The organism is Streptomyces sp. NPDC092296 (assembly GCF_044755465.1).
GTDB lineage: Bacteria > Actinomycetota > Actinomycetes > Streptomycetales > Streptomycetaceae > Peterkaempfera.
The window spans coordinates 39,871-61,915 of record NZ_JBIVRB010000011.1; the positions used below are offsets into that span (position 1 = coordinate 39,871).

A 22,045-nucleotide genomic window follows, 5' to 3' on the forward strand; every position below is an offset into this window, starting at 1 on the left:
CCCGCACATGACCCTTCCCCGGGCGCCGGTTCAGGCAGAGCCGCAGGCCGGCAGCGCGGTGTGCGGCAGCACCGGCCGACCGTCCGGCCCGGTGAACTCGGCGGCGTCGGGCGGCGAGTGGCGGCGGTCTGCGGCTCGTACGGCGGGCGGGCGGGGTGGGCTTCGCGGCGCGGGGCGCCCGGTTGCGGGGTGGGTGGGGGCGTGGGGAGGCTGGGGTGGAGAGCGGGAGTGGAAGGGACCAGCCATGAGGAAGCTGCTCAGGGCCCCGGGCCGGGTGGGCCACGGGTCGGGGTGGCGGTGAGTGTGCCCGAGCCCGGGGGTGCCGACGTCATCCCGATCGGGGACGCGCCCTCGGCGCAGCGTCCCGCCGGTCCCCGGCCGAGCGCCGTGCCGTCGCTCACCGCGCACCCGGCGGAGCTGGACCGGGTCGGCGTGGTGCTGGTCTCGCACAGCCGCGAGGTGGCCCTCGCCACCGCCGCGCTGGCCATCGCCCTGGTCGGCAACGGCGATCCGGCGCCGGTGGGTACGGCGGGCGGGCGCGAGGACGGCGGGCTGGGCGTCAGCCAGGCGCTGGTGCTGGCCGCCGCCGCCCGGGTCGACCAGGGCATGGGCGTGGTGGTGCTGGCCGACCTGGGCGGCGCGGTGCCGGCGGTACGGTCGCTGCTGGCCGGGGCGGACGAGAACGGCCTGCCGTTCCCGACCCGGTTCGCCGACGCGCCGTTCGTGGAGGGCGCGGTGGCCGCCGTGGTCACCGCCTCGGCGGGCGGGGACCTGGCCGCCGTGGTGGACGCCGCCGAGGACACCTACCGGTTCGGCAAGAGCTGACCGCGTCAACGCCTCCGACCCGCTGCAACCGCGCGGCCGGTCAGTACGGCTGCTCCCCGCCGAGCACCTCGGTCAGCCCGGAGAAGGAGAAGTACGTCTCCTGGTCGCCGCTGAGCGCGTGCTTCAGGCGGCGGGTGGCGCTCTCGCCCAGTTCGGGCAGCGCGTCGGTCTCGAACCAGCCGACCTCAAGCGACTCGTCGTCGTTGACCCGCGCCTCGCCGCCGACCGCGCGGCACCGGAAGGTGATCTCGACGTACTGGGACCGGTCGCCGTTGGGGTACTCCAGCATCCGGGAGACGGTGACGCTGGTGATCCGCTCCGGCACCGCCGCCACGCCGGTCTCCTCCCAGCACTCGCGCACCGCGCCGTCGGCCGGCTCCTCGCCGGGGTCGAGGATGCCGCTGATGACCGACCAGCGGCCGGTGTCGGCCCGGCGGCCCAGCAGCACCCTGCCCCGGTCGTCCAGGACGACGGCGCTGACGCCGCAGAGCCAGAGCGGACGGGTGCCGACCACGGAGCGCAGTTCGCGCAGGAACTCGGGTATCGCCATGCCCCGACCCTATGCGGCGCCGCGCCGCCCCAGGGGCCGGGTCGGTGAACCGGCCCCCGTGGCGGTGGCCGGTTCGGGGGCACCGGGGTCCACCGCCCCGGGCCGCCGTCGGTGGGCGGGCAGGGCTGGGCGCCGGGCGGGGGTGGTGGGGGCCGGGCGCGGAAATCCTCTGCGCCATGGGTCACATCCTGTCCGCTCCGGGGCTACGGTGTGCTGAAGTCCGGGCGCCGTCCCGGTCGCCGCGCCGCCGCATGGGCCGGGTCCCCGCCGGGTGCGCGCCGGCTGCGGGCTGTCCGGTGCGGGGGATGCGGGGGGTCGGGGGATGCCGGGTTCCGAGGTCGTTTCTGCCGGGGCCACGTCTGTTGGGGCCACGTCTGTTGGGGGCGCTGCCGTCGGGGGCGCTGCTGAGGCTGGTGCTTGTGGGGCGGTTGCTGCTGGGTCCGTTGCCTCGGCGGCCGTGCGTTCCGGAACGGCCGATCGGGTAGCGCAGCCGTACGGGCCCCGGGTGCCCTATCCGGAGGTCGTCGGCGCGGCGGTGCTCGCCGCCTGCGCCGCCTGGACCCTGGTCGCCACTGCGGGCCGCCCCACCGCCCGGCCGGAGGGCGTGCTGCTGGCGCTGCTGGCGGTCACCGCCGGGTACGCGGCCGGGCGGGTCGCCGGGGCGCTGCTGCCCACGCTGGCCCCGGCGGCGGCCGCGCTGGCGGTCGGGGTGGCCGTGGCGGTCGTACCGGGCGGGCTGTCCGGCGGGTCGCTGGCGCCCCCGCTGCACTACGGCAACGCCGACGCGGCACTGCTCTCGCTGGGAGTGGGCGCGGCCTGCTGCGCGGCCTGGTCGGTGCGGCGCACCTGGCCCCGGCTGGCGCTGCTGGGGCTGGCCGCCGCGCTGGCCGGGCTGACGCTGGTGGCGGGCTCGGCGGTGGCGTTCGCCACCGGCGCCGGGACGCTGCTGGTGTCCGGTACGGCCGCCCGGCTGCGGCGGCGGGGGCCGCTGCTGGCGGTGCTGGCGCTGTGCGCCGTACTGGCGGGCGGCGGGACGGTGGCGCTGGCGTTCGGCGCCGTACCGGGCGGGGTGCGCGGGACCGCCGTGTCCGGGCTGTCGGAGCGGCGGGTCGACCTGTGGAGCGACGCCCTGGACCAGGTGCGGCAGGACCCTCTGCGCGGGGTCGGTCCCGACCGCTTCGCGGAGCGCAGCGTCACCGCGCAGGCGGACGGCGACACCGCCAAGGCCGGCTCGGCACCGCTCCAGCAGGCGGCCGAGCAGGGGCTGCCGGGTCTGCTGCTGCTGGTCTGCGCCTTCCTCTGGGCGCTCTGGGTGCTGCTGCGTTCGCCGCGACCGGCGGCGGTGGCGCTCTCGGCGGCGGCGGCGTTGACCGGGCTGGCCGTGCACGCGTCCGTCGACTACGTGCTCAGCTTCTGCGCCGTCACGGCGGGGGCGGGGCTGCTGCTGGGCTTCGCCACGGCCCGGCCGGTCGCGGAGGAGGCGCCTGCGCGGCGGTGAGGCTCTGGGCGGGGCCGTTCTGGGGTGCGGATGTGCGTGGGGTTGCTCGCGTGGTTCTTCGCGCCCCTGGCGGGGGCGGGCAGGGACGTTGAGGGGCCTCGGGGGGCAGGGGGTGGGTGACGAGCGGATGTGCGGGAGGGTGCGTGGCTGGTCGCGCAGTTCCCCGCGCCCCTGACGGGGGCGGCCAAGGCCGCTGGGCAGTCCCCCGGGGGGAGGGTGGGTGATGTACGAGCGGATGTGCGGGAGGGTGCGGGGTTGCTCGCGCAGTTCCCCGCGCCCCTGACGGGGGCGGCCAAGGCCGCTGAGGGGCCCTCGGGGGCAGGGGGTGGGTGATGTACGAGCGGATGTGCGGGAGGGTGCGGGGTTGCTCGCGCAGTTCCTCGCGCCCCTGACGGGGGCGGGCAGGGACGTTGAGGGGCCCTCGGGGGCAGGGGGTGGGTGATGTACGAGCGGATGTGCGGGAGGGTGCGGGGTTGGTCGCGCAGTTCCTCGCGCCCCTGACGGGGCTGGGCAGCCCCGGCTAGACGGCTGGGGTGGTGGGGAGGAGGCCGTGGATGACCCGGACGGCGGCTTCGGGGTCGTCGACGGTGACGGTGAAGCGGCGGCCGCCGCCCAGCTCCAGGACCAGGGCGGGCCCCTTGCGCACCACGACGGCCGCGCCGTGGCTCTGCCGGTAGCGGTAGCCCCAGCCACCCCACTGCATGGGCGTGCACGGCTGGAAACTGGCGTCCACCACGTCCCGCAGCGGGATGCGGCGGCGTGGCAGGCCGACGTGGCCGCAGCGGACCTCCAGCGCCTCCCGGTCGATCCGGACGTGTACATGCACAAACGCCAGGGTGCCGGTCAGCAGCAGCAGCCCGACGGCCAGGCAGCCGGCCACGGTCATCACCCAGGCGGCCGTCCCGTCGGTGTCCGGCACACTGACCGCGACCAGGATGCCCAGGGCCAGGCAGGCGGCCCCGACGGCGGCCAGCAGCCACTGGTGCCCGTTGCGCGCGGAGCCGATCCACAGCGGCGGACCCGCCGGGCCGACCGACCGCAGCGCCGACGCGCCCGGCGGGACCCCTTCACGATCGCTCTCCGCTTCCTCCATGGGCCTCACGGTATACCGGCTGCCCGGACTGGGCACGGGCAACCGCATGAGGGTTCGCACTCAGCGGTCCGCAGCGCCCGCCCCGGCGATCGTCCGGGGACAATTCCCACCCTCCCCGGTACAACCCCTCACGGAATGCGCGGGTCTGTACTACGTTGAGCGCCCCCGGGGTGGGGTGGGGAGCCCCTTGCCGGGTCACCGTTCGCTCGGGGCGGAGCCTGCATCCGCCCGCCGCCCACCGCACCATCACGCGCCGGGGGCCGGGCTGCCGCCCGCCCGGCGCAACCGCCGCGCCGCACCGGCGTCGGAAGGGGGAAGCGTGCCTCATTCGGACACGACCACCACTCGTACAGTCGCCGCCGAGACGGCCGCCCTGGCACTCGGCCCCGGCCGCCCGGCCGCCCGCCCGCACCGGGGGCTGGACGCGCTGCTCCGCCGCACGCCCGCCCAGCCGCTGTTCCGCCGCTGGGCGGCGAACCGGCTCGCCGTGCTGGCGTACCACGGTGTCGAGCAGCCGCGGGCCTTCGCCGCCCAGATGGACCGGCTGCTGCGGGTGGCCACTCCGGTCTCGCTGGAGGACGTGCAGCGGAGCGTGGGCGAGGGCCGGCCGCTGCCGCCGCGCAGTGTGCTGGTGACCTTCGACGACGGCGACCGGTCGGTGGTCACCGAGGGGCTGCCGGTGCTGGCCCGGCGCCGCATCCCGGCGGCGGCCTTCGTGGTCGCCGGGCTGGTCGGCGGCGACCAGCCGCTGTGGTGGCGGGAGGCGCACTTCCTGGCCCGGCACGGCGGTACCGCCCGCTCGCTGCCGTCCGGTCCGCCCGCCGCAGTGGTGCGCCGGTTGAAGACGCTGCCCGATCCGGACCGGCGGCGCAGCCTGGCCGAGCTGCGGGTGAGCGCCTCGCTGCGCGCGCCCCGGCACCCGCAGCTGTCGCCGGAGGACCTGCGTACGCTGCGGGCGGGCGGCGTGCAGGTCGGCAATCACACGCTGGGCCATCCATGCCTGACCCGCTGCGACGAGCAGACCGTACGGACCGAGGTGGTCGAGGCGCACCGGGCGCTGGAGCGGTGGCTCGGGGTGGCGCCGACGGCGTTCGCCTATCCGGAGGGGCACTTCGACGTCCGGGCCGACGCGGTGCTGCGGGACCTGGGCTACCGGCTGGGCTTCCTCTTCGACCACCGGCACGAGGCGCTGCTGCCGGGGAACCCGCTGCGGATCAGCCGGCTGCGGGTGGACTCGGCCACCAGCCCGCAGCGGTTCGACACCATCCTCTCCGGGCTACAACCGGCCCTGGAGCGGCTGCGCGGCCGCCGGGCGTGACCCGACCGGGTCAGCGGCGGGCCGGCAGCTCGTCCGCCGTGCGGGTGTTGATGACCCGGTCGGCGGGGACGCCGCACTCCTCGGCGCGGGCGCAGCCGTAGATCTGCCAGTCGAGCTGGCCGGGGGCGTGCGCGTCGGTGTCGATGGCGAACATCGCGCCCGCGTCCAGCGCCTGGCGGATCAGCCGGCGGGGCGGGTCCAGCCGCTCGGGCCGGGAGTTGATCTCCACGGCGGTGCCGCTCTCGGCGCAGGCGGCGAAGACGGCGGCCGCGTCGAACTCCGACTCCGGCCGCCCCCGGCCGGTGAGCAGCCGCCCGGTGCAGTGGCCGAGGACGTCGACCCGGGGGTTGCGGACTGCGGCGAGCATCCGGCGGGTCATCGCGGGGCCGTCCATCCGCAGCTTGGAGTGGACGGAGGCGACCACCAGGTCCAGCCGGGCCAGCAGGTCGGGCTCCTGGTCGAGGCCGCCGTCGTCCAGGATGTCGCACTCGATGCCGGTGAGCAGCCGGAACGGCGCCAGTTCGGTGTTGAGCGCGTCGACGGTGCGCAGTTGCTCGCGCAGCCGGTCCGGGCTGAGGCCGCGGGCGACGGTGAGCCGGGGCGAGTGGTCGGTGAGTACGGCCCACTCATGGCCGAGGTCGCGGGCCGTCGTGGCCATCAGGGCGATCGGGCTGCCGCCGTCGGACCAGTCGGAGTGCAGATGGCAGTCGCCGCGCAGTGCGGCGCGCAGCCGTTCGCCGCCCCGGGTGAGCGGTGCGGCGGCGCGCTGCTCCAGGTCGGTGAGGTAGTCGGGGGTGCGGCCCTGGAGCGCCTGGTCGACCACGGCCGCCGTCTTGGGGCCGATGCCGGGCAGCGCGGTGAGCGTCCCCGCGCGGCGGCGGTCGGCCGCCTCGCCGTCCGGCAGGGCGGCGACGGTGGCGGACGCGGTGCGGAACGCCTTCACCCGGGGGGTGGCGGCCTGCTCGCGTTCGAGCAGGAAGGCGATGCGGTCCAGCGCCTCGACCGGGTCCACGTGGCGGCTCCCTCCTGGTCAGGCGGTCTCCCGCTTGCGGGGGGCGGCCTTCTTGGCCGCCGTCTTCTTGGTGCCGGACTTCCCGGCGGTCTTCTTCGCCGCCTTCCCCGGCTGCTCCGCCTCCCCCTCGGCGGCGGGCTGCTGCTGCTTGCGGGCCGGTTTCCCGGCGGGGGCCTTGCGGCGCGGAGCAGCCTCCTCCGCTCCCTGCTCGCCGCCCTGCTCACCGTCCTGCTCACCGTCCTGCTCGGCGTCCGACTGCCGCGCCCGGCCGCGCTCGGCGGCCTTGACGCTGGCGGACAGCGCGGACATCAGGTCGATGACGTTGTCCGGTGCCGCTTCGGCCGCCTCCTCCTCGGACGGCGGTTCGGCGCCCTCCAGCTTGGCGGCGACCAGGCTCTCCAGCGCCCGCTGGTAGTCGTCGTGCAGCGCCTGGAGGTCGAAGTCCTCACTGAGCGTGTCCATCAGCGAGGTGGCCATCTTCAGCTCCTGCGGCCGCACCTCGACCTTGCCCTGCGGCTCCAGGCCGGAGGCGGGGCGCACCTCGTCCGGCCAGAGCATGGTCTGGAGCACCAGCAGCTCGCCCCGGACCCGCAGCAGTGCCAGGCTCTCCCGGGTACGCAGCGTGATCTTGGTGACGGCCGCCCGGTTGGTCCCGGTCAGCGCCTCGCGGAGCAGCACATAGGGCTTGGCCGCCGCCGGGCTGGCGGTCTGGAGGTAGTACGGCTTGGCGAGCAGCAGCGGGTCCACCTCGGAGGCGTCCACGAAGGCCAGCACGTCGATGATCTTCTTGCTGGGCAGCGGCAGCTCCGAGAGGTCGTCGTCGGTCAGCACGGCGGTGCGGCCGTCCGGGGACTCGTACGCCTTGGCGATCTCCGCGTACGGGACCTCGCGGTTCTCCTTCTCGCAGTACCGCTTCATCCGGATGCGTCCGCCGTCCTCCGCATGGACCTGGTGCAGGCTGACCCCGTGCTCCTCGGTGGCGGGGAAGAGCTGTACGGGGATGCTCACCAGGCCGAAGGTGATGGCGCCTTTCCAGCTGCTGCGCATGGTTCCGTCCCTTCTGGGGACTTTCACGGTATGCCGGACCGGATCGCCACGACAGTCGAGGGGCGGCGGCTGGCCCTCGGCAACCTCGGCAAGGTGCTGTGGCCGGCGACGGGCTTCACCAAGGGCGAGGCGCTGCACTACTACGCGCAGGTGGCGCCGGTGCTGCTGCCGCATCTGCGCCGCCGCCCGGCGTCCTTCGTCCGCTTCCCGGACGGGGTGGACGGCGAGCGGTTCTACATCAAGCATCCGCCGCCGGGGCTGCCGCCGTGGGCGCCGACCGCCGAGGTGAGCGGCAAGGAGGGCCCGCGCCGCCAGGTGGTGGTGGACGACACGGCGACGCTGATGGCGCTGGCCAATCTGGGTGCGCTGGAGATCCATGTGCCGCAGTGGACCGCCGACGGCGGGCGCGGCGCCCACGACCTGCTGGTGGTGGACCTCGACCCGGGCCCGGGGGCGGGGCTGCCGGACTGCTGCCGGGTGGCGTGCCTGGTCCGGTCGGCGCTGGCAGCGGACGGGCTGGAGTGCTGGGTGAAGACCAGCGGCTCCAAGGGCCTGCACCTGTACGCGCCGATCGTCCCGGTGCCGGAGCGGCGGGTCTCCGGGTACGCCCGGTCGATGGCCCGGCGGCTGGAGGCGGACCACCCGGAGCTGGTGCTGCACCGGATGGCCAAGCAGCTGCGGCCGGGCAAGGTCTTCGTCGACTGGAGCCAGAACGCCAGCGCCAAGACCACCGCCGCCCCGTACACGCTGCGTGCCCGGCCCGCGCCGACCGTCTCGACGCCGGTGAGCTGGGCGGAGGTCGAGGGGTGCGGCGGCGCGGAGCAGCTGTCGTTCACGCCGGAGCAGGTGCTGGCCCGGGTGGCGCGGGACGGCGACCTCTTCGCCCCGCTCACCGACCGGGGGCGGGCCCGGGAGCTGCCGGACGTGGGCTGATCAGGGCTGTCTCAGTACGGGGCCTCCTCGGCCGCGTCGCCGCGCAGCCCCCGCCAGACCGGCTGCCGCAGCCGCCCGCCTGAGGTCTGCTCCAGGTACTCGACCTCACCGTCGGTCACCGGCCGCACCCAGTGCACCTCCCGGCCCGCCTCCTCGCGCAGCGCCGCGAGGTTGGCGGTGAAGGGCGGCGCCTGCTGCCGCAGCGGGCGGAGCAGCGCGGCGAGCGTACGGCGGTCACGTTCGGTGAAGCCGGTGCCGACCCGGCCCGCGTAGCGCAGCCCGGTGGGGTCGGGGGTGCCGATCAGCAGGGCCTGGCAGGCGGTGGCGCGCGGGCCGTCGGGGACCCAGCCGCCGACGACCACATCGGCGGTCCGCAGGTGCTTGACCTTGATCCAGTCGCGGGACCGGACGCCGGGGCGGTAGCGGGAGTCCAGCCGTTTGGCGATCACCCCTTCGAGGCCGGCCGACCTGGTCCAGTCGAAGGCCAGCCTGCCGGTGCCGACCCAGTTGGCCGGTACGGCGGCCCGGGGGTGGCCGATGCCGAGCCCGGCCAGCAGCTCGCGGCGGGCGGTGTACGGGAGCGCGGTGGTGTCCCGGCCGCGCAGCCAGAGCACGTCGAAGAACAGCACGGTCACCGGCGCGGTGCGGGCGGCGGCCCGGACCGCCGCCTCCCGGTACAGGCTCATCCGCTCCTGGAGCCGGCCGAACGACGGCCGCCCGTCCGCCCCGAGCAGGACGGCCTCCGCGTCCAGCAGGGCGGCGGTCCCGGCGGGCAGCGCCTCCGGCAGCACGGCCAGCTCGGGATACTGCGCGGTCACATCGCGGCCGTGGCGGGACCGCAGCCCCACCGTGCCGTCGCCGGGCAGCCGGACCAGCATCCGCATGCCGTCCCACTTCACCTCGTACGCCCAGTCGCCCGGTACGGCGGGCAGCACCCCGGGCGTGGCGAGCATGGGCCGCAGCTCGGGCGGCGGTACGGCGGCGGCACTCACCGGACCAGGCTCCGCCGCACCGGGCCGGGCCGCAGCCGGGAGTCGGCCGGACGGCGGCGCTCGGCGGGCGGCAGCGCTAGAGCGAGCCGTCCAGCACCCGCCGCTCGGCGGTCAGCGGCGCGGCGGCGCCCGCGAGGGAGCGGCCCTCGGCGAAGCGCAGGGCGGCGGCCGGCAGTGCGCTGTCCCGGCCGCCGAGGAGCACCCGCAGGGCGCCGCCGCCGTCCGCGCCGGGCGCGGACCCGGCCGCGCCCACCCGGCGCAGGGCCTGGGCGGCGACCGCGTCGGCCGACCCGAACAGCGCCAGGTCCGGGTGGGCGGTGTCCGCGACGGCGGCGCGGATGGCGGCCGCGACCAGCTCGTAGTGGGTGCAGCCGAGCACCAGCGCCCGGACGCCCGCCGGGGTCCGCGCGGCGGCGTCCGCGACCGCCGCCGCGACGGCCGGCTCGTCGGCGCGCTGCACCGCGTCGGCCAGGCCGTGGCAGGCGACCTCGGTGACCTGCGCGCCGTCCGCGAAGTCGCGGATCAGGGCGCGCTGGTAGGGGCTGCCGGTGGTGGCGGGGGTCGCCCAGATGGCGACCGGGCCGCCGGTGGCGGCGGCGGGTTTGATCGCCGGTACGGTGCCGATCACCGGCAGGCCGGGCTCCAGCTCGGCGCGCAGCGCCTCCAGGGCGTGCACCGAGGCGGTGTTGCAGGCGACGATCAGCGCGTCGGGCCGGTGTGCGGCGGCGGCTCGGGCGCAGCCCAGGGCGAGCCGGGTGACGTCGGCCGGGGTGCGGGGGCCCCAGGGCATGCTGTCGGGGTCGGAGGAGAGCACCAGCTCCGCGTCGGGCCGCAGCCGTCGCAGGGCCGCTGCGGCGGCGAGCAGGCCGATACCGGAGTCCATCAGTGCGATCTTCACGGATATCGACCTTAGACGATGGTCCGGCGCCCGGGGTGCGAGCCTCGGCCGCCTACCCGGGCCGGCCGGACCGGCCGGGCCGCATGCTCCGGTAGCCGGGGTGCACTCCGGCGCTGAGCCCCTGCTGCGCGGCGATCCGCCGGAGCAGCGCGGTGAGCTGCTGGTGCTCGTCGGGGGCGAGGGCCTGGCAGACCTGCTGCTCATGGGCCTGGGCGACCTCGCGCAGCCGGGCGAGCAGCTCGCTGCCGCCCTCGGTGAGGTGGAGTGCGTACAGCCGCCGGTCGGTGGGGTTGCGGCGGCGCTCGATCAGCCCGCGCTCCTCCAGCTCGTCGGCGAACGGGACGAAGCGGCTCGGCGGCATCCCGAGGTCGTCGGCCAGTTGGCGCTGGCTGCGGCCGGGGGTCCTGGCCAGCAGGCGCAGCAGTCCGGCCTGGGCGGGGGTCAGGCCGATCGCGGAGGCCCGCTCCGCGAACAGCCCGGCGGCGTGCGCCCCGAGCTGGGCCAGCAGAAAGGCGGCGCCGCCGGTGTGCGGCTCCGGCGTCGCGTGCTCCGCGTTGACACTCATGGCGATATCGTACTCGCTTGACAATCGTTCTGAGATGTAATCATTATCAGCCGTATAGCATTCGACCGAACCCGAAGGACCCACCGTGACCACCACCACCGCCCCGCCGCGCACCGAGAGCCCCGGGCGCCGCCCGCAGTCCGGCCCGCCGCTGCTCCTCCCCGTCCTCGCCTTCACCGTGGTGACCGTCGCCTGCGTCATCGTCAACCGGTCCACCCCGCACCCCGACGCCTCCGGCGCGGACGTGCTGCGCTACGCCGCTGCGCACGGCACCGCGAGCAGGCTGGGCGCGTTTCTGCTGCTCAGCTCCTCGGTGCCGCTGGCGCTCACGGCGGCGGTGCTCTACCGGCGGCTGCGGGCGCTGGGCATCACCGCCCCGGGCTCCGCGATCACCCTGGTCGGCGGGGTGCTCGCGTCAAGCGCCCTGGCCGTCAGCGCCATGTTCGGCTGGGCCGGCGGCCGACTGCCGGCCGACGCCGGCCCAGCCCTGGCCCGCGCCCTGGCCGACCTGGCGTTCCTGGCCGGCGGCCCGGCCTACACGGCGACGTTCGCCCTGCTCGTCGCCGGGGTCTCGGTGACCGGGCTGCTCGCCGGGCTGCTGCCCCGCGCCGCGACCTGGACCGGCCTGGCACTGGCCGCCGTCGGCATGCTCAGCACCCTCACCCTGCTCACCCCCGGCTTCTCCTACCTGCTCCCGGTCGTGCGCTTCGGCGGGCTCCTCTGGCTGGTCGCTGCCGCCGCCCTGCTCCCCCGCACCCGCCGCCGACCCTGACCACGCCCCCGTACCCGTCGGGGGGTTGGCCCCCGGCCGGCCGGGGGGTGCGGCAGACTGCGGGCGTGACGGTGTTCGGGTGGATCTCGGTGGTGTCCCTGGCGGCCTGGGTGTGGCTGACGCTCTGCCACGGCTTCTTCTGGCGGACGGACGTACGGCTGCCCCGGCGGGCCGCGCCCGAGCGGTGGCCGTCCGTCGTGGTGGTGGTGCCGGCCCGGGACGAGGCCGAGGTGCTGCCGCTCAGCCTGCCGAGCCTGCTGGACCAGCGGTACCCGGGCCGGGCGCGGGTGGTACTGGTGGACGACGGGAGTGCGGACGGCACCGGGGAGCTGGCCCGGGAGTTGGGCGCGGGCGGCGGGCTGCCGCTGACCGTGACCACGCCGGGCGAGCCGCCGGCCGGCTGGACGGGGAAGCTGTGGGCGGTGCGGCACGGCGTGGCGCAGGCGGCGGACGCCGAGTACCTGCTGCTGACCGACGCCGACATCGCGCACCGCCCGGACTCGCTGGCCGAGTTGGTCGCGGCGGCCGAGAGCGGCGGCCTGGACCTGGTGTCGCAGATGGCCCGGCTGCGGGTGCGCACCGGCTGGGAGCGGCTGATCGTCCCGGCGTTCGTGTACTTCTTCGCCCAGCTGTACCCGTTCCGCTGGAGCAACCGGCCGGCCGGCCGGACCGCCGCGGCCGCCGGCGGCTGCTCGCTGGTGCGCCGCACCGCGCTGGAGCGGGCCGGCGGGGTCGCCGTGATCCGGGGAGCGGTGATCGACGACGTGTCGCTGGCGCGGGCCGTGAAGCGGTCCGGCGGGCGGATCTGGCTGGGGCTGGCCGACCGGGTGGACAGCGTGCGGCCGTACCCGGAGCTGGCGCAGCTGTGGCGGATGGTCTCGCGCAGCGCGTACGCGCAGTTGCGGCACTCGGTGCTGCTGCTCACCGGGACGGTGCTCGGGCTGGCCCTGATCTACCTGGTGCCGCCGGTCGCCACCGTCGCCGGGCTGGTCGCGGGGGCGCCCTGGGTGGCGCTGGCCGGGGTGTGCGCCTGGGGGCTGATGGTGCTGACGTATGTGCCGATGCTGCGGTACTACGGGCAGCCGCCGGCGGCCGCGCTGCTGCTGCCGTACACCGCCGGGCTGTACCTGCTGATGACGGTGGATTCGGCGGTGCAGCACTGGCGGGGGCGCGGAGCGGCCTGGAAGGGGCGCACCTACCCGGCGCCGGCCGAGTAGGCCCGCCCCCGGGCCGCGCGGCTCAGCCCACGCCGAGCTGCCGGGCCGCCGCCTCGACGGTCTGCGCGAGCAGCACCGCGATGGTCATCGGCCCGACACCGCCCGGCACCGGGGTGATCAGGCTCGCCCGCGCGCCGGCCGACACGAAGTCGACGTCACCGATGTTCCCCGGGCTGTACCCGGCGTCGACCACCACCGCGCCCGGCTTGAGGTCCGCACCGGAGATGAAGCGCGGCCGGCCGACGGCGGCCACCAGCACATCGGCCTGCCGCACGATCGAGGCGAGGTCGGCGGTGCGGGAGTGGCAGTACGTCACCGTGGCGTCCCGGCCGAGCAGCAGCAGCCCGGCGGGCTTGCCCAGGATGGCGCTGCGCCCGACGACGACGGCGTGCTTGCCGGCCAGCTCGACGCCGTACTCGTCCAGCAGCCGCATGATGCCGCCGGGGGTGCAGGAGACGAAGCCGGGCAGCCCGAAGCCCATCGCCGCGAAGGAGTGCATGGTGACCCCGTCGACGTCCTTCTCCGGGGCGATGGCCTCGAAGGCGGCGCGCTCGTCGATGTGCGGGCCCACCGGGTGCTGGAGCAGGATGCCGTGCACCTCGGGGTCGCGCGACAGCTCGGTGACGGTGTCGACCAGCTCGGCGGTGCCGATCGAGGCGGGCAGTGCCAGGTGCCGGGAGCGGATGCCCGCCTTCTCGCAGCGGGAGCGCTTCATCCGGACGTAGGTCACCGACGCCGGGTCCTCCCCGACCAGTACGGTCGCCAGGCACGGCGCCGTCCCGGTTCGCTGCCGGAGGTCGGCGGCGGCAGCGGCGGTCTGCTCGGTGATGCGGCGGGCCAGGCCGGTGCCGTCCATCAGGCGGGCCGTCGATGTCCGGGTCATGTGCTGCTCCTGAGCCTCGCGGTGAGTCGCCCAGGCGCACGGCAGCGGCAGCAGGTGCCGGGCCGCTCCCCGGTGGTACTCCACCTCAGCGCCAGTCACGGCCCGCTGTTCACTGTAGTGGACGGCTCCCGGCGGCGGCGCGCGCAGGGCGTCTGACCTGGGGCGCGCTCCGGGCGGGCGGGTCGGGTCGGCGGCTCGGCCGCCCGGCGCGCGCCCCGCTGCGATGAAGGTGTGAGAGTGCTGTGAGGGTGTCCGTTTCGGGGCACTTTCCCGTGACATCAAACGTCCTGTGGCGCAGTGCCCGGCATTAACCCGGCAGTCGGTGACCGTTTTTCATATTTTCAATGGAACTGTCGCCGGACCGCCTCGGCAAACACTCCAACTCCGTGCCCCACCGGCCTCCTCAGCAGGCACAAGGTGGCTTACCGTATGCCCATGACCTCCCCGCGCTCCTTCGACGGAGTCGGCTACTACGCTCCGTCTTTCTCCTCTGACACCCCCATCTACGACAGCTTGGTCGCAGAACGCGGTGTCCCCCAGATCGCTCCGATCAATGTGCCGGCCGCCCTGCCGCCGGCCGCCCCCGCCCCCTACGAGCAGCCGCGCTACAGCGGTTACGAGTCCGGCAGCAATCTGCCGGCGCTCCCCGCCCGCCCGGCCCTGGGCCCCGGCCCGAGCACCACGTACATGCCCGCCCAACCCGCCGCCCCGCAGTACGCGGCGGCGCAGCAGGTGCAGCAGTACCCGCCGACGTACGTCCCGGGCCAGCGCGGCCCGGCGCAGGGCGTCCCGCCGCAGGGCATGCCCGCCGCCGCCCCGCAGTACGGCCAGGGCCAGCCCGGCGGCTACGGCTACCCGAGCAGCGGCCAGAGCTTCGGCGGCAACGGGCTGCGGCCCGCCGCCGCCCCGATGGCGCCGGTCGCGCCGGTGGCACCGGTGCGCCCGATGCCGCAGCGCCCGGCCGCGCCCAACCAGTACGGCGACCAGCAGCAGTACCCGCGAGGTGGCCAGGGGTACTGACCGACCGGTGCCCCGGCGGGCACCACCACCGTACGACCCCGGTGTCGCGGCACCGGGAGGAGGAGCATGGGCCCCTCCTGCCCGGAGCCGGGCGGGAGGGGGGTCGTGGCCGGGCCGATCGGGAGACCGATCGGCCCGGTCGTATCTGCGGCCGGTCGTATCTGCGGCCCGGTCGTATCTGCGGCCCGGTCGTATCTGCGGCGCCGTCCGCCCGGGGCGCCCTGGCACCATGTCCCCATGCCACGTGTCAGCGCCCTGCACATCTACCCACTGAAGTCCGGCCGCCGCCTGAGCCCCGCCACCGCCCGGGTCGAGCCCTGGGGACTGGCCGGCGACCGGCGCTGGATGCTGGTCGACGCCGAGGGCCGCTTCGTCAGCCAGCGCGATCTGCCGCGCCTCGCCCTGGTCCGGGCCGAGCCGCTGCCCGGCGGCCTGCTGCCCGGCGGCCTGCTGCTCGACGCCCCCGGCGCCGTCCCGCTGCGGGTCGAGGCGCCGACCGCCGAGCGCGGCGACCCGCTGGCCGATGTGCACGTCTGGGGCACGCCCCTCCAGGCCGCCGAGGCCGCCAAGGAGGCGCACTCCTGGTTCACCTCGCTGTTCGGCACCGATCTGCGCCTGGTGCACCTGGACGACCCGCGCCGCCGCCCGACGGACCCCGAGTACGCCCCCGGCGAGACGGTCAGCCTGGCCGACGGCTATCCGCTGCTGCTCACGAGCACCGCCTCGCTGGCCGACCTCAACGCGCGGATCGCCGCCGACCACCCGGACGACCCGCAGCGGGGCGCGGCACTGCCGATGACGCGGTTCCGCCCCAACCTGGTCGTCGAGGGCGGCGAGCCCTGGGCGGAGGACGGCTGGCGGCGCATACAGGTCGGCGAGGTGGTCTTCCGGGTCGTCAAGCCGTGCGGCCGCTGCGTGGTCACCACCACCGACCAGGAGACCGCCACCCGGGGCGTCGAGCCGCTGCCCGCCCTGGGGCGCCACCGCCGCTTCGGCAAGCGGCTGGTCTTCGGTCAGCACCTCGTCCCGGAGCACCCGGACGGCGACCTGGTCGGCACCCTGCGCATCGGGGACCCGGTCACCGTACTGGAGCAGGGACCGCGCCCGCTGCCCCGCGGCTGACCGGCCGGCCCGACTTCCGGCGACCGGGCACGGCACACCGCGGCGGAGGCGCTACGGTGGGGCGACGGCACCGCCCGCGGCCGTCCCCGCGGGCGCCGCGGCACGGCCGGACGAGAGGTGGGGACGCGTTCCGCTATGGGAGAGCACAGGGTCCGAGTCACGCAGGACAGCGGCTCCCGCTGGCGGCGGCGCACGGGCGAGTACGACACCCTGGCGGCGGCGGTCGACGCCGCCGAGCCCGGGGACACCGTGACCGTACCGGCCGGCACCTACCGGGAGAATCTGGTCCTCGACAAGCCGCTGACGGTGACCGGCTCCGGCGCGCCCGGCACCGTCCGGATCGAGCCGGCCGGCGGCCCGGCGCTGACCCTGCTCGCCGCCGCCTCGGTGCACGGCCTGGTGCTGGAGAGCCATGACACCTCGTCGGCGGCCGTGCTGGTCGACGGGCCCGCCGCCACCGCCGAACTGACCGGCTGCCGGATCGGCACCGTCTCGGCCGTCGGCATCGAGGTGCGCGGCGGGGCCCGCGCCACCGTGCGCCGCTGCGGCGTGGAGAACCCCGGCGGCCTGGGCATCCGGGTCCGCGACGCCGCCTCGGCCGTCTTCGAGGAGTGCGAGGTCTCCGCCGCCGGACAGGCCGGCGTGGCGGTGCTGGAGGGCGCCTCCGCCCTGCTGGACCGCACCCGCATCCACCACGCCTCGGGCGCCGGGCTGCTGCTCACCGGCGAGGGCAGCACCGCCGAGGCGGTCGGCTGCGAGATCTACGAGATCGACGGCACCGGCGTGCAGGCGGAGGCCCGCGCCGCCGGGCGGCTGACCGACTGCGAGGTGCACCGGGCCGCCGGGAACGGCATCACCCTGGACACCGGCGCCGTCCTCGCCCTCACCGGCACCCGCATCCACGACGTCCCGGAGAACGGCGTCGACCTGCGCGGCCGCTCGGTGCTCACCCTGGAGCAGAGCTCCATACGGTCCTTCGGCCGCAACGGCCTGTCCGTCTGGGACGCGGGCACCCGCGCCGAGGCGTCCTCCTGCGAGCTGCACGACAGCACCGGCGACTACCCGGCCATCTGGATCAGCGACGGCGCCCGGGTCTCGCTCACCGACTGCCGGGTGCACGACGTGCCCGACGCGCTGTTCGTCCTGGACCGCGAGTCGCACGCCGAGGTCGTCGACTGCACCCTCGCCCAGATCCGCAGCTCCGCCGTCTCGGTGAGCGGCGGCGCCACCGTGCGGCTGGACCGCTGCCGGGTCCAGGACGCCGGCACCGGCCTGTGGTTCCGCGACCACGGCAGCGGCGGCACCCTGGACGACTGCGAGATCGCGGACGTGGCGACCGGCATCATCGTCGCCCGGGGCGCCGACCCGGTGGTCCGCTCCTGCACGGTGCGCGGCAGCTCCGACGCCGCCGTGTACGTCTCGGGGGGCGGCCGGGGCACCTTCGAGGACTGCCGGGTCTCGCACGGCAAGGGCTACGGCTTCCACGTCATCGACGGCTGCCGGACCGTCATCTCCCGCTGCCGCGCCGAGCAGAACGCGCGCGGCGGCTTCGAGTTCGCCGAGCCCGGCCCGGTGGTCGAGGAGTGCAGCAGCGACGACCTGCGGCCGCAGACCGCCACGGCCACCGCCGCGCGCCGCTCGGTCAGCGACCACGCGGCGGGCGCCGGCGGCATCCTGGGCGGTGGGGGTCCGGCCGGTGGAGCTCTGGGCGCCGGGGGTCTGCCGGGCGGCGCGCCGCTGGTCGACTCCACCGCCGGGATCGCCCCGCTGCCGGACTGCCGCCCCGCCGACGAGGCGCTGGCCGACCTGGACGCGCTGATCGGCCTGGACACCGTCAAGCAGGAGGTCCGTACGCTGATCGACCTGATCTCGGTCGGCCGCAGGCGGCGGCAGGCCGGGCTCAAGGCGCCCTCGCTCCGCCGCCACCTGGTCTTCACCGGCTCCCCCGGCACCGGCAAGACCACCGTCGCCCGGCTCTACGGCGAGATCCTGGCCGCGCTGGGCGTGCTGCAACGCGGCCACCTGGTGGAGGTCGCCCGGGTCGACCTGGTCGGTGAGCACATCGGCTCCACCGCGCTGCGCACCTCCGAGGCGTTCGACCGGGCGCGCGGCGGGGTGCTCTTCATCGACGAGGCGTACGCGCTGGCGCCGGAGGACGGCGCCCGGGACTTCGGCCGCGAGGCGGTCGACACCCTGGTCAAGCTGATGGAGGACCACCGCGACGAGGTGGTGGTGATCGTGGCTGGCTACACCGCCGAGATGGAACGCTTCCTCGCCTCCAACCCCGGCGTGGCCTCGCGCTTCTCCCGTACCGTCTCCTTCCCCGACTACTCGGCGGAGGAGTTGCTGCGGATCACCCGCAGCCAGTGCGCGGAACACGAGTACCGGCTCGACGACGCGACCGCCGCCGCGCTGCTGGACCACTACGCCGCCCTCGACCGGGGCCCGTCCTTCGGCAACGGCCGGACCGCCCGGCAGGTCTTCGAGACCATGGTCGAACGGCACGCGGTCCGCGTCGCCCAACTCCCCGACCCCTCCACCGAGGAGCTCCAACTCCTCCTCCCCCAGGACCTCCCCTAGCCGGGGATGGCCGACGGGGCGGCCGGGGGGCCGCCGGGGGTGCAGGTTGCTCAACGTTGGCGGCTTCAGGGCTGTGCGGGATTGGTCGCGCAGTTCCTCGCGCCCCTGAGGTGGTGCGGGGTTGCTCAACGTCTAAAACCTCAGGGTCGTGCGGGGGTGGTCGGGTGGTTGAGGTGGGTGAGGAGGAGGGTGCGTTCGTGGGCGAAGGTGGGGTCGGCCTGGTAGTCGGAGTGGGCGTCGATCCCGGTGGGGAGCGGGTTGGCGGCCGTACGGGCGTAGCTGAGCGGGTCGAGGAGGGGCGGGGCGTCCACCGAGGGGATGCGGACCGGGCCGCCGATCGGGTCGGTGTGGCGGTAGAGGTTACGCCAGGCAGGGGTGTGCAGCCGCAGCCGCTCCAGGTCGTCGGCGCCCATGAACGCGGGGAAGAACCTGCCGTACAGCCGCCGCAGCGGTGAGCCGTAGCTGAGCAGCCCCACCTGGAGCCGGACGGCCTCGGGGAGCTGCCACAGCGCGGCGGCGGCGATGACCGTGCCCTGGGAGTGCGCCGAGACCACCACCGTGCGCGCCGGGTCGTGGCCGCACCAGGTCCGTACCCGGGAGACCAGGTCCGGTACGGCGCGCTCGGCGTAGCAGGGCGGCGCGAAGGGGTGTGCGGCGCGCGGCCAGAAGGTGCCGATGTCCCAGAGGATGCCGATGGTCCGCCGGGCCCCGGCGCCCTTGTACGCGCGGCGGCCGAGCGCGACCAGGGTCACCACGACGGTGCCGATCAGCCAGGAGCCCAGCGCCTGGGCGGTGTCGGTGACGTACGCGATCACGGCGGGCGTGCCGTCGGCGGCGGCGGCCGGGGCGGCGTGGTTGAGCAGCGAGCCGATCAGCGAACCGGTGCAGCCCAGCAGGGCGAGCAGCGCCACTGCGCCGATCAGCGCGGGCCCGGAGTCGGTGAGCCGGGCCCTGGCCAGCGCACCGGCGATGGCGGCGGACCGCTCGGGGCTCGCCTCGGCGGGGTCGACGTGGTACTCGGCGGCCACCTGCCCGGCCAGCCGGTGCTGCTGGAGCGTCATCCGGGCGGCGACCAGCAGCAGCAGACCCGCGACCGCGAGCAGCACCACGGGCAGGCAGACGGCGTGCCAGCTGAGCAGCGACGGCGGCCCGGGGCGGGCGGCCCGGGGTTCGCCGGAGCCGGTGGTCCGGTCCAGCCAGTCGGCGACCCAGACGACCGCGCCGGAGGTGAACAGCACGCCGAGGCCGCAGGCGAGCATCGCGGTGACCGGCCCGCCCAGGCCGCGCAGCGCCGGCCCGTCCGGGCCGCCGAAGCCGGGTGCGGACAGCGTCCCCGCAGCGGGCGGCGCGGCGGCGGCGCGGTCTTCCGCCGTGACCCGGCCGGGCCGCCGGGCGAGGAGGGCGGCCGCGCCGGCCAGCCCCAGGACGAGCGCGAGTTGGGCGGCCGCCAGCACGGTGAAGGTGAGCGCGGCGCCGGGAAGCAGCCCGCTGGTGGTCCAGTCGGGTCGGCTCCAGCCGCTGTAGGGCAGGGTCGCCAGGCAGACGCCGAGGGCGGCCCAGTGCAGTCGGCGGATCGCCGGTCCGGTGGGCCGGTCGTCCAGGATGTCCTCCCGGCGCACGCTGCGTACCAGCACCACCAGCACCGTGACGGCGACGGCGGCGACCAGCGCGGCCAGCAGCGCACCGGCGCCGAGCAGCAGGGCGGACCCCGCGCGGCCGGCGTCGTGGCGCAGCGTCGGCAGCAGCACGGCGGCGGCGACGGTGGCCAGCGCGGCGGCGAGATGGGCGATCCGCAGCCGCCCGACGGCCCGTTTGCCGTACCAGAAGCCGGTCAGTTCCATCGGTGCTTCGCGCGGCTCGGCGGTCGGGCCGTCGTCCGGCTGGTGCGCCTCGAAGGCGCTCCAGGTGCGGTGCGAGAGCAGGCCGAGCAGGGCGACCAGGGCGACCGGCGGCAGGGCGCCGAGGGCGAGTCGGCGGCCGGGCTGGTGCCACCAGGTGTGCGGGGTGGCGGTGAAGCGCAGCCAGCTCTGGTGGGCGGCGCAGGCGGGGCTGCCCGCGCACTGCCAGGCGAACAGGTCCATAGCGACCTCGCAGGCGCCTGCGGCGAGCAGCACGGTGAGTGCCAGGGCCAGCAGCCGTAGCAGCAGGTCGTACGCGGTGTTGGTGCGGCACAGCCGACCGGCGCTGCCGGGCGGCCGCATCCAGTGCGCGAGGTTGACGACCATGAAGGGGAGCAGCAGCAGCCACAGGGCGCGGGTGGCGTCGCCCGAGGTCATGCCGGACCAGCAGTACGCCTCCTGGAGGGGCGTGTCGCGGTAGTCCTGCGGGTGGTCCTCGGCGTGCAGGTCGCGGTGGCGGCGGTAGACGCCCGCGGTGTCGTCGCCGAGGATGCGTACGGGGTGGGAGTCGCCCAGCATGCTGCCCGGGGTGGCGCCGCCGACGCCGTGCACCAGCAGTTCCAGCGCGGGCGCGGCTGCCGCCCCGGGTCCGGGTGCCGCTCCGGGTGCCGGTGACGGTGACGGTGCCGGTGCGGGTGTGGGTGTGGGTATGGACGCTGCTGCGGCGGGGCCGCGGGGCTGGTCCGGTGTCTGGGTCATGGTGCCGCCTCCCCCGAGGTGGTGACGTACCGTCAGTCCGGTCGTAGCGGTCCGCCAGAGGGATGGTTCCGTTGCGAAGCGGCCCGCACACGCTCCGCACCCGAACCGCAATCCACCCGGGGGCGTGAACGCGGCGGCGGGCGCCGTGGAGCGTGACCGCGCTCCGGCGGGCGTGCGACGATGGGCCGGACATCCGGGGCGATGCGGAAGGCGGGTCGGCGTCCTTGACCGAGAACGGCAATCTCCTGGCCGAGCAGCGCCGGGCGCTGATCGTGGACGAGGTGCGGCGGCGCGGGGGCGTACGCGTCAATGAGCTGACCGCGCGGCTGGGTGTCTCGGACATGACGATCCGCCGGGACCTGGACGCGCTGGCCCGGCAGGGCGTGGTGGCGAAGGTGCACGGCGGGGCGGTGCCGGTGGAGGAGGCGCGCACCCATGAGCCCGGGTTCGAGGCCAAGTCGTCGCTGGAGCCGACGGCCAAGGAGGGGATCGCCCGCGCTGCCGCGCGGCTGGTGCCGCCCGGCAGCGCGGTGGCGCTCTCCGGCGGCACCACCACCTATGCGCTCGCCCACCGGCTGACCCAGGTGGCGGGCCTGACCGTGGTCACCAACTCGGTGCGGGTGGCGGACGTCTTCGAGCAGGCGCTGCGGCAGGGCGGCGACGCGGGGACGACGGTGGTGCTGACCGGCGGGGTGCGTACGCCGTCCGACGCGCTGGTGGGCCCGATCGCGGACCGGGCGATCCGCTCGCTCCACTTCGACCTGCTCTTCCTGGGCTGCCACGGCCTCTCGCCGGAGGCGGGGCTCTCCACGCCCAACCTGGCGGAGGCGGAGACCAACCGGGGTTTCGTGGCGTCCGCGCGGCGGCTGGTGGTGGTGGCCGACCACACCAAGTGGGGGACGGTGGGCCTGTCCACCTTCGCCGCGCTGGCCGAGGTGGACACCTGGGTGACCGACGCGGGGCTGTCGGAGGAGGCTCGGGCGACCGCCCGGGAGCACGTCGGGGAACTGGTCCTGGCCGACTGAGCACGCCCCCGAGGCACCCTCGCGGCCCGGCACCCGCTCGCCGTACCATGGGCGCCCCGGTCCGGGGCGGCCCCCGGGCCGCTGTCCACGGAGTGGAG

Annotated in this window: 19 protein-coding genes and 1 riboswitch; of the genes, 10 read left to right on the top strand and 9 right to left on the bottom strand. The window is 76.0% G+C overall.

Annotation, left to right across the window (positions count from 1 at the left end; translation table 11 throughout):
- Nucleotides 1-387 precede the first annotated feature (387 nt).
- A complete protein-coding gene (locus ACIQGZ_RS21745) occupies nt 388-825 on the top strand; it encodes a PTS-dependent dihydroxyacetone kinase phosphotransferase subunit DhaM (RefSeq protein WP_402604432.1) in 438 nt (145 codons plus the stop codon).
- 40 nt (nt 826-865) lie between these two features.
- Here ACIQGZ_RS21745 and ACIQGZ_RS21750 read toward each other — a convergent pair whose 3' ends face one another.
- A complete protein-coding gene (locus ACIQGZ_RS21750) occupies nt 866-1,375 on the bottom strand; it encodes an NUDIX hydrolase (protein WP_402604115.1) in 510 nt (169 codons plus the stop codon).
- A gap of 505 nt (nt 1,376-1,880) precedes the next feature.
- Here ACIQGZ_RS21750 and ACIQGZ_RS21755 point away from each other — a divergent pair.
- The gene (locus ACIQGZ_RS21755; RefSeq protein WP_402604117.1) at nt 1,881-2,873 is read left to right on the top strand and encodes an O-antigen ligase family protein; all 993 of its coding nucleotides are present in this window, start codon (nt 1,881-1,883) and stop codon (nt 2,871-2,873) included.
- 520 nt (nt 2,874-3,393) lie between these two features.
- Here the strand turns inward: ACIQGZ_RS21755 and ACIQGZ_RS21760 are convergent.
- Nucleotides 3,394-3,966, bottom strand: a complete 573-nt coding sequence (locus ACIQGZ_RS21760; RefSeq protein ID WP_402604119.1) for a hypothetical protein — start codon at nt 3,964-3,966, stop codon at nt 3,394-3,396.
- A 319-nt stretch (nt 3,967-4,285) separates the two neighbouring features.
- On the opposite strand from ACIQGZ_RS21760, the gene ACIQGZ_RS21765 reads away from it, so the two are divergent.
- Nucleotides 4,286-5,284 (top strand): polysaccharide deacetylase family protein, encoded by a 999-nt coding sequence (locus tag ACIQGZ_RS21765; RefSeq protein ID WP_402604122.1) that lies wholly within the window; start codon nt 4,286-4,288, stop codon nt 5,282-5,284.
- 10 nt (nt 5,285-5,294) lie between these two features.
- On the opposite strand, the gene ACIQGZ_RS21770 is transcribed toward ACIQGZ_RS21765, so the two are convergent.
- A complete protein-coding gene (locus tag ACIQGZ_RS21770; RefSeq protein ID WP_402604125.1) occupies nt 5,295-6,296 on the bottom strand; it encodes a PHP domain-containing protein in 1,002 nt (333 codons plus the stop codon).
- An 18-nt stretch (nt 6,297-6,314) separates the two neighbouring features.
- A complete protein-coding gene (locus ACIQGZ_RS21775; RefSeq protein ID WP_402604128.1) occupies nt 6,315-7,343 on the bottom strand; it encodes a Ku protein in 1,029 nt (342 codons plus the stop codon).
- 30 nt (nt 7,344-7,373) lie between these two features.
- Between ACIQGZ_RS21775 and ligD (ACIQGZ_RS21780) the strand changes: the two genes are divergently transcribed.
- A complete protein-coding gene (ligD, locus tag ACIQGZ_RS21780) occupies nt 7,374-8,276 on the top strand; it encodes a non-homologous end-joining DNA ligase (RefSeq protein WP_402604131.1) in 903 nt (300 codons plus the stop codon).
- Between the two features lie 11 nt (nt 8,277-8,287).
- Here the strand turns inward: ligD (ACIQGZ_RS21780) and ligD (ACIQGZ_RS21785) are convergent, their stop codons facing one another.
- The 3 genes from ligD (ACIQGZ_RS21785) to ACIQGZ_RS21795 form a co-directional block, all read right to left on the bottom strand.
- On the bottom strand, nt 8,288-9,268 hold the full coding sequence (ligD, locus tag ACIQGZ_RS21785; protein ID WP_402604134.1) for a non-homologous end-joining DNA ligase: 981 nt from the start codon (nt 9,266-9,268) through the stop codon (nt 8,288-8,290).
- Between the two features lie 76 nt (nt 9,269-9,344).
- Nucleotides 9,345-10,166, bottom strand: coding sequence for a glutamate racemase (locus tag ACIQGZ_RS21790; RefSeq protein WP_402604136.1), 822 nt, complete (start codon nt 10,164-10,166; stop codon nt 9,345-9,347).
- 52 nt (nt 10,167-10,218) lie between these two features.
- On the bottom strand, nt 10,219-10,731 hold the full coding sequence (locus ACIQGZ_RS21795; protein ID WP_402604139.1) for a MarR family winged helix-turn-helix transcriptional regulator: 513 nt from the start codon (nt 10,729-10,731) through the stop codon (nt 10,219-10,221).
- Between the two features lie 85 nt (nt 10,732-10,816).
- Between ACIQGZ_RS21795 and ACIQGZ_RS21800 the strand changes: the two genes are divergently transcribed.
- Together ACIQGZ_RS21800 and ACIQGZ_RS21805 are read left to right on the top strand one after the other, a co-directional pair.
- Nucleotides 10,817-11,503, top strand: coding sequence for a DUF4386 domain-containing protein (locus ACIQGZ_RS21800; protein ID WP_402604141.1), 687 nt, complete (start codon nt 10,817-10,819; stop codon nt 11,501-11,503).
- Between the two features lie 65 nt (nt 11,504-11,568).
- Nucleotides 11,569-12,720, top strand: a complete 1,152-nt coding sequence (locus ACIQGZ_RS21805; RefSeq protein ID WP_402604144.1) for a glycosyltransferase — start codon at nt 11,569-11,571, stop codon at nt 12,718-12,720.
- A 22-nt stretch (nt 12,721-12,742) separates the two neighbouring features.
- Here ACIQGZ_RS21805 and ACIQGZ_RS21810 read toward each other — a convergent pair whose 3' ends face one another.
- Nucleotides 12,743-13,603 carry a bifunctional 5,10-methylenetetrahydrofolate dehydrogenase/5,10-methenyltetrahydrofolate cyclohydrolase gene (locus ACIQGZ_RS21810; RefSeq protein ID WP_402604146.1) on the bottom strand — a complete coding sequence of 287 codons (861 nt, stop codon included), beginning with the start codon at nt 13,601-13,603 and terminating at the stop codon, nt 12,743-12,745.
- 21 nt (nt 13,604-13,624) lie between these two features.
- Nucleotides 13,625-13,712, bottom strand: a riboswitch (ZMP/ZTP riboswitch).
- Nucleotides 13,713-14,038: 326 nt separating this feature from the next.
- Here ACIQGZ_RS21810 and ACIQGZ_RS21815 point away from each other — a divergent pair.
- The 3 genes from ACIQGZ_RS21815 (at nt 14,039) to ACIQGZ_RS21825 (ending at nt 18,325) form a co-directional block, all read left to right on the top strand.
- Nucleotides 14,039-14,623, top strand: coding sequence for a DUF6643 family protein (locus tag ACIQGZ_RS21815; protein WP_402604149.1), 585 nt, complete (start codon nt 14,039-14,041; stop codon nt 14,621-14,623).
- Nucleotides 14,624-14,860: 237 nt separating this feature from the next.
- Nucleotides 14,861-15,745 (top strand): MOSC domain-containing protein, encoded by an 885-nt coding sequence (locus ACIQGZ_RS21820; protein WP_402604151.1) that lies wholly within the window; start codon nt 14,861-14,863, stop codon nt 15,743-15,745.
- Nucleotides 15,746-15,880: 135 nt separating this feature from the next.
- A complete protein-coding gene (locus ACIQGZ_RS21825; protein WP_402604153.1) occupies nt 15,881-18,325 on the top strand; it encodes a right-handed parallel beta-helix repeat-containing protein in 2,445 nt (814 codons plus the stop codon).
- A gap of 140 nt (nt 18,326-18,465) precedes the next feature.
- Here ACIQGZ_RS21825 and ACIQGZ_RS21830 read toward each other — a convergent pair whose 3' ends face one another.
- On the bottom strand, nt 18,466-20,922 hold the full coding sequence (locus ACIQGZ_RS21830; protein WP_402604155.1) for a hypothetical protein: 2,457 nt from the start codon (nt 20,920-20,922) through the stop codon (nt 18,466-18,468).
- Between the two features lie 224 nt (nt 20,923-21,146).
- Here ACIQGZ_RS21830 and ACIQGZ_RS21835 point away from each other — a divergent pair, with 224 nt between their 5' ends.
- A complete protein-coding gene (locus ACIQGZ_RS21835; protein WP_402604157.1) occupies nt 21,147-21,947 on the top strand; it encodes a DeoR/GlpR family DNA-binding transcription regulator in 801 nt (266 codons plus the stop codon).
- Nucleotides 21,948-22,045: the final 98 nt, after the last annotated feature.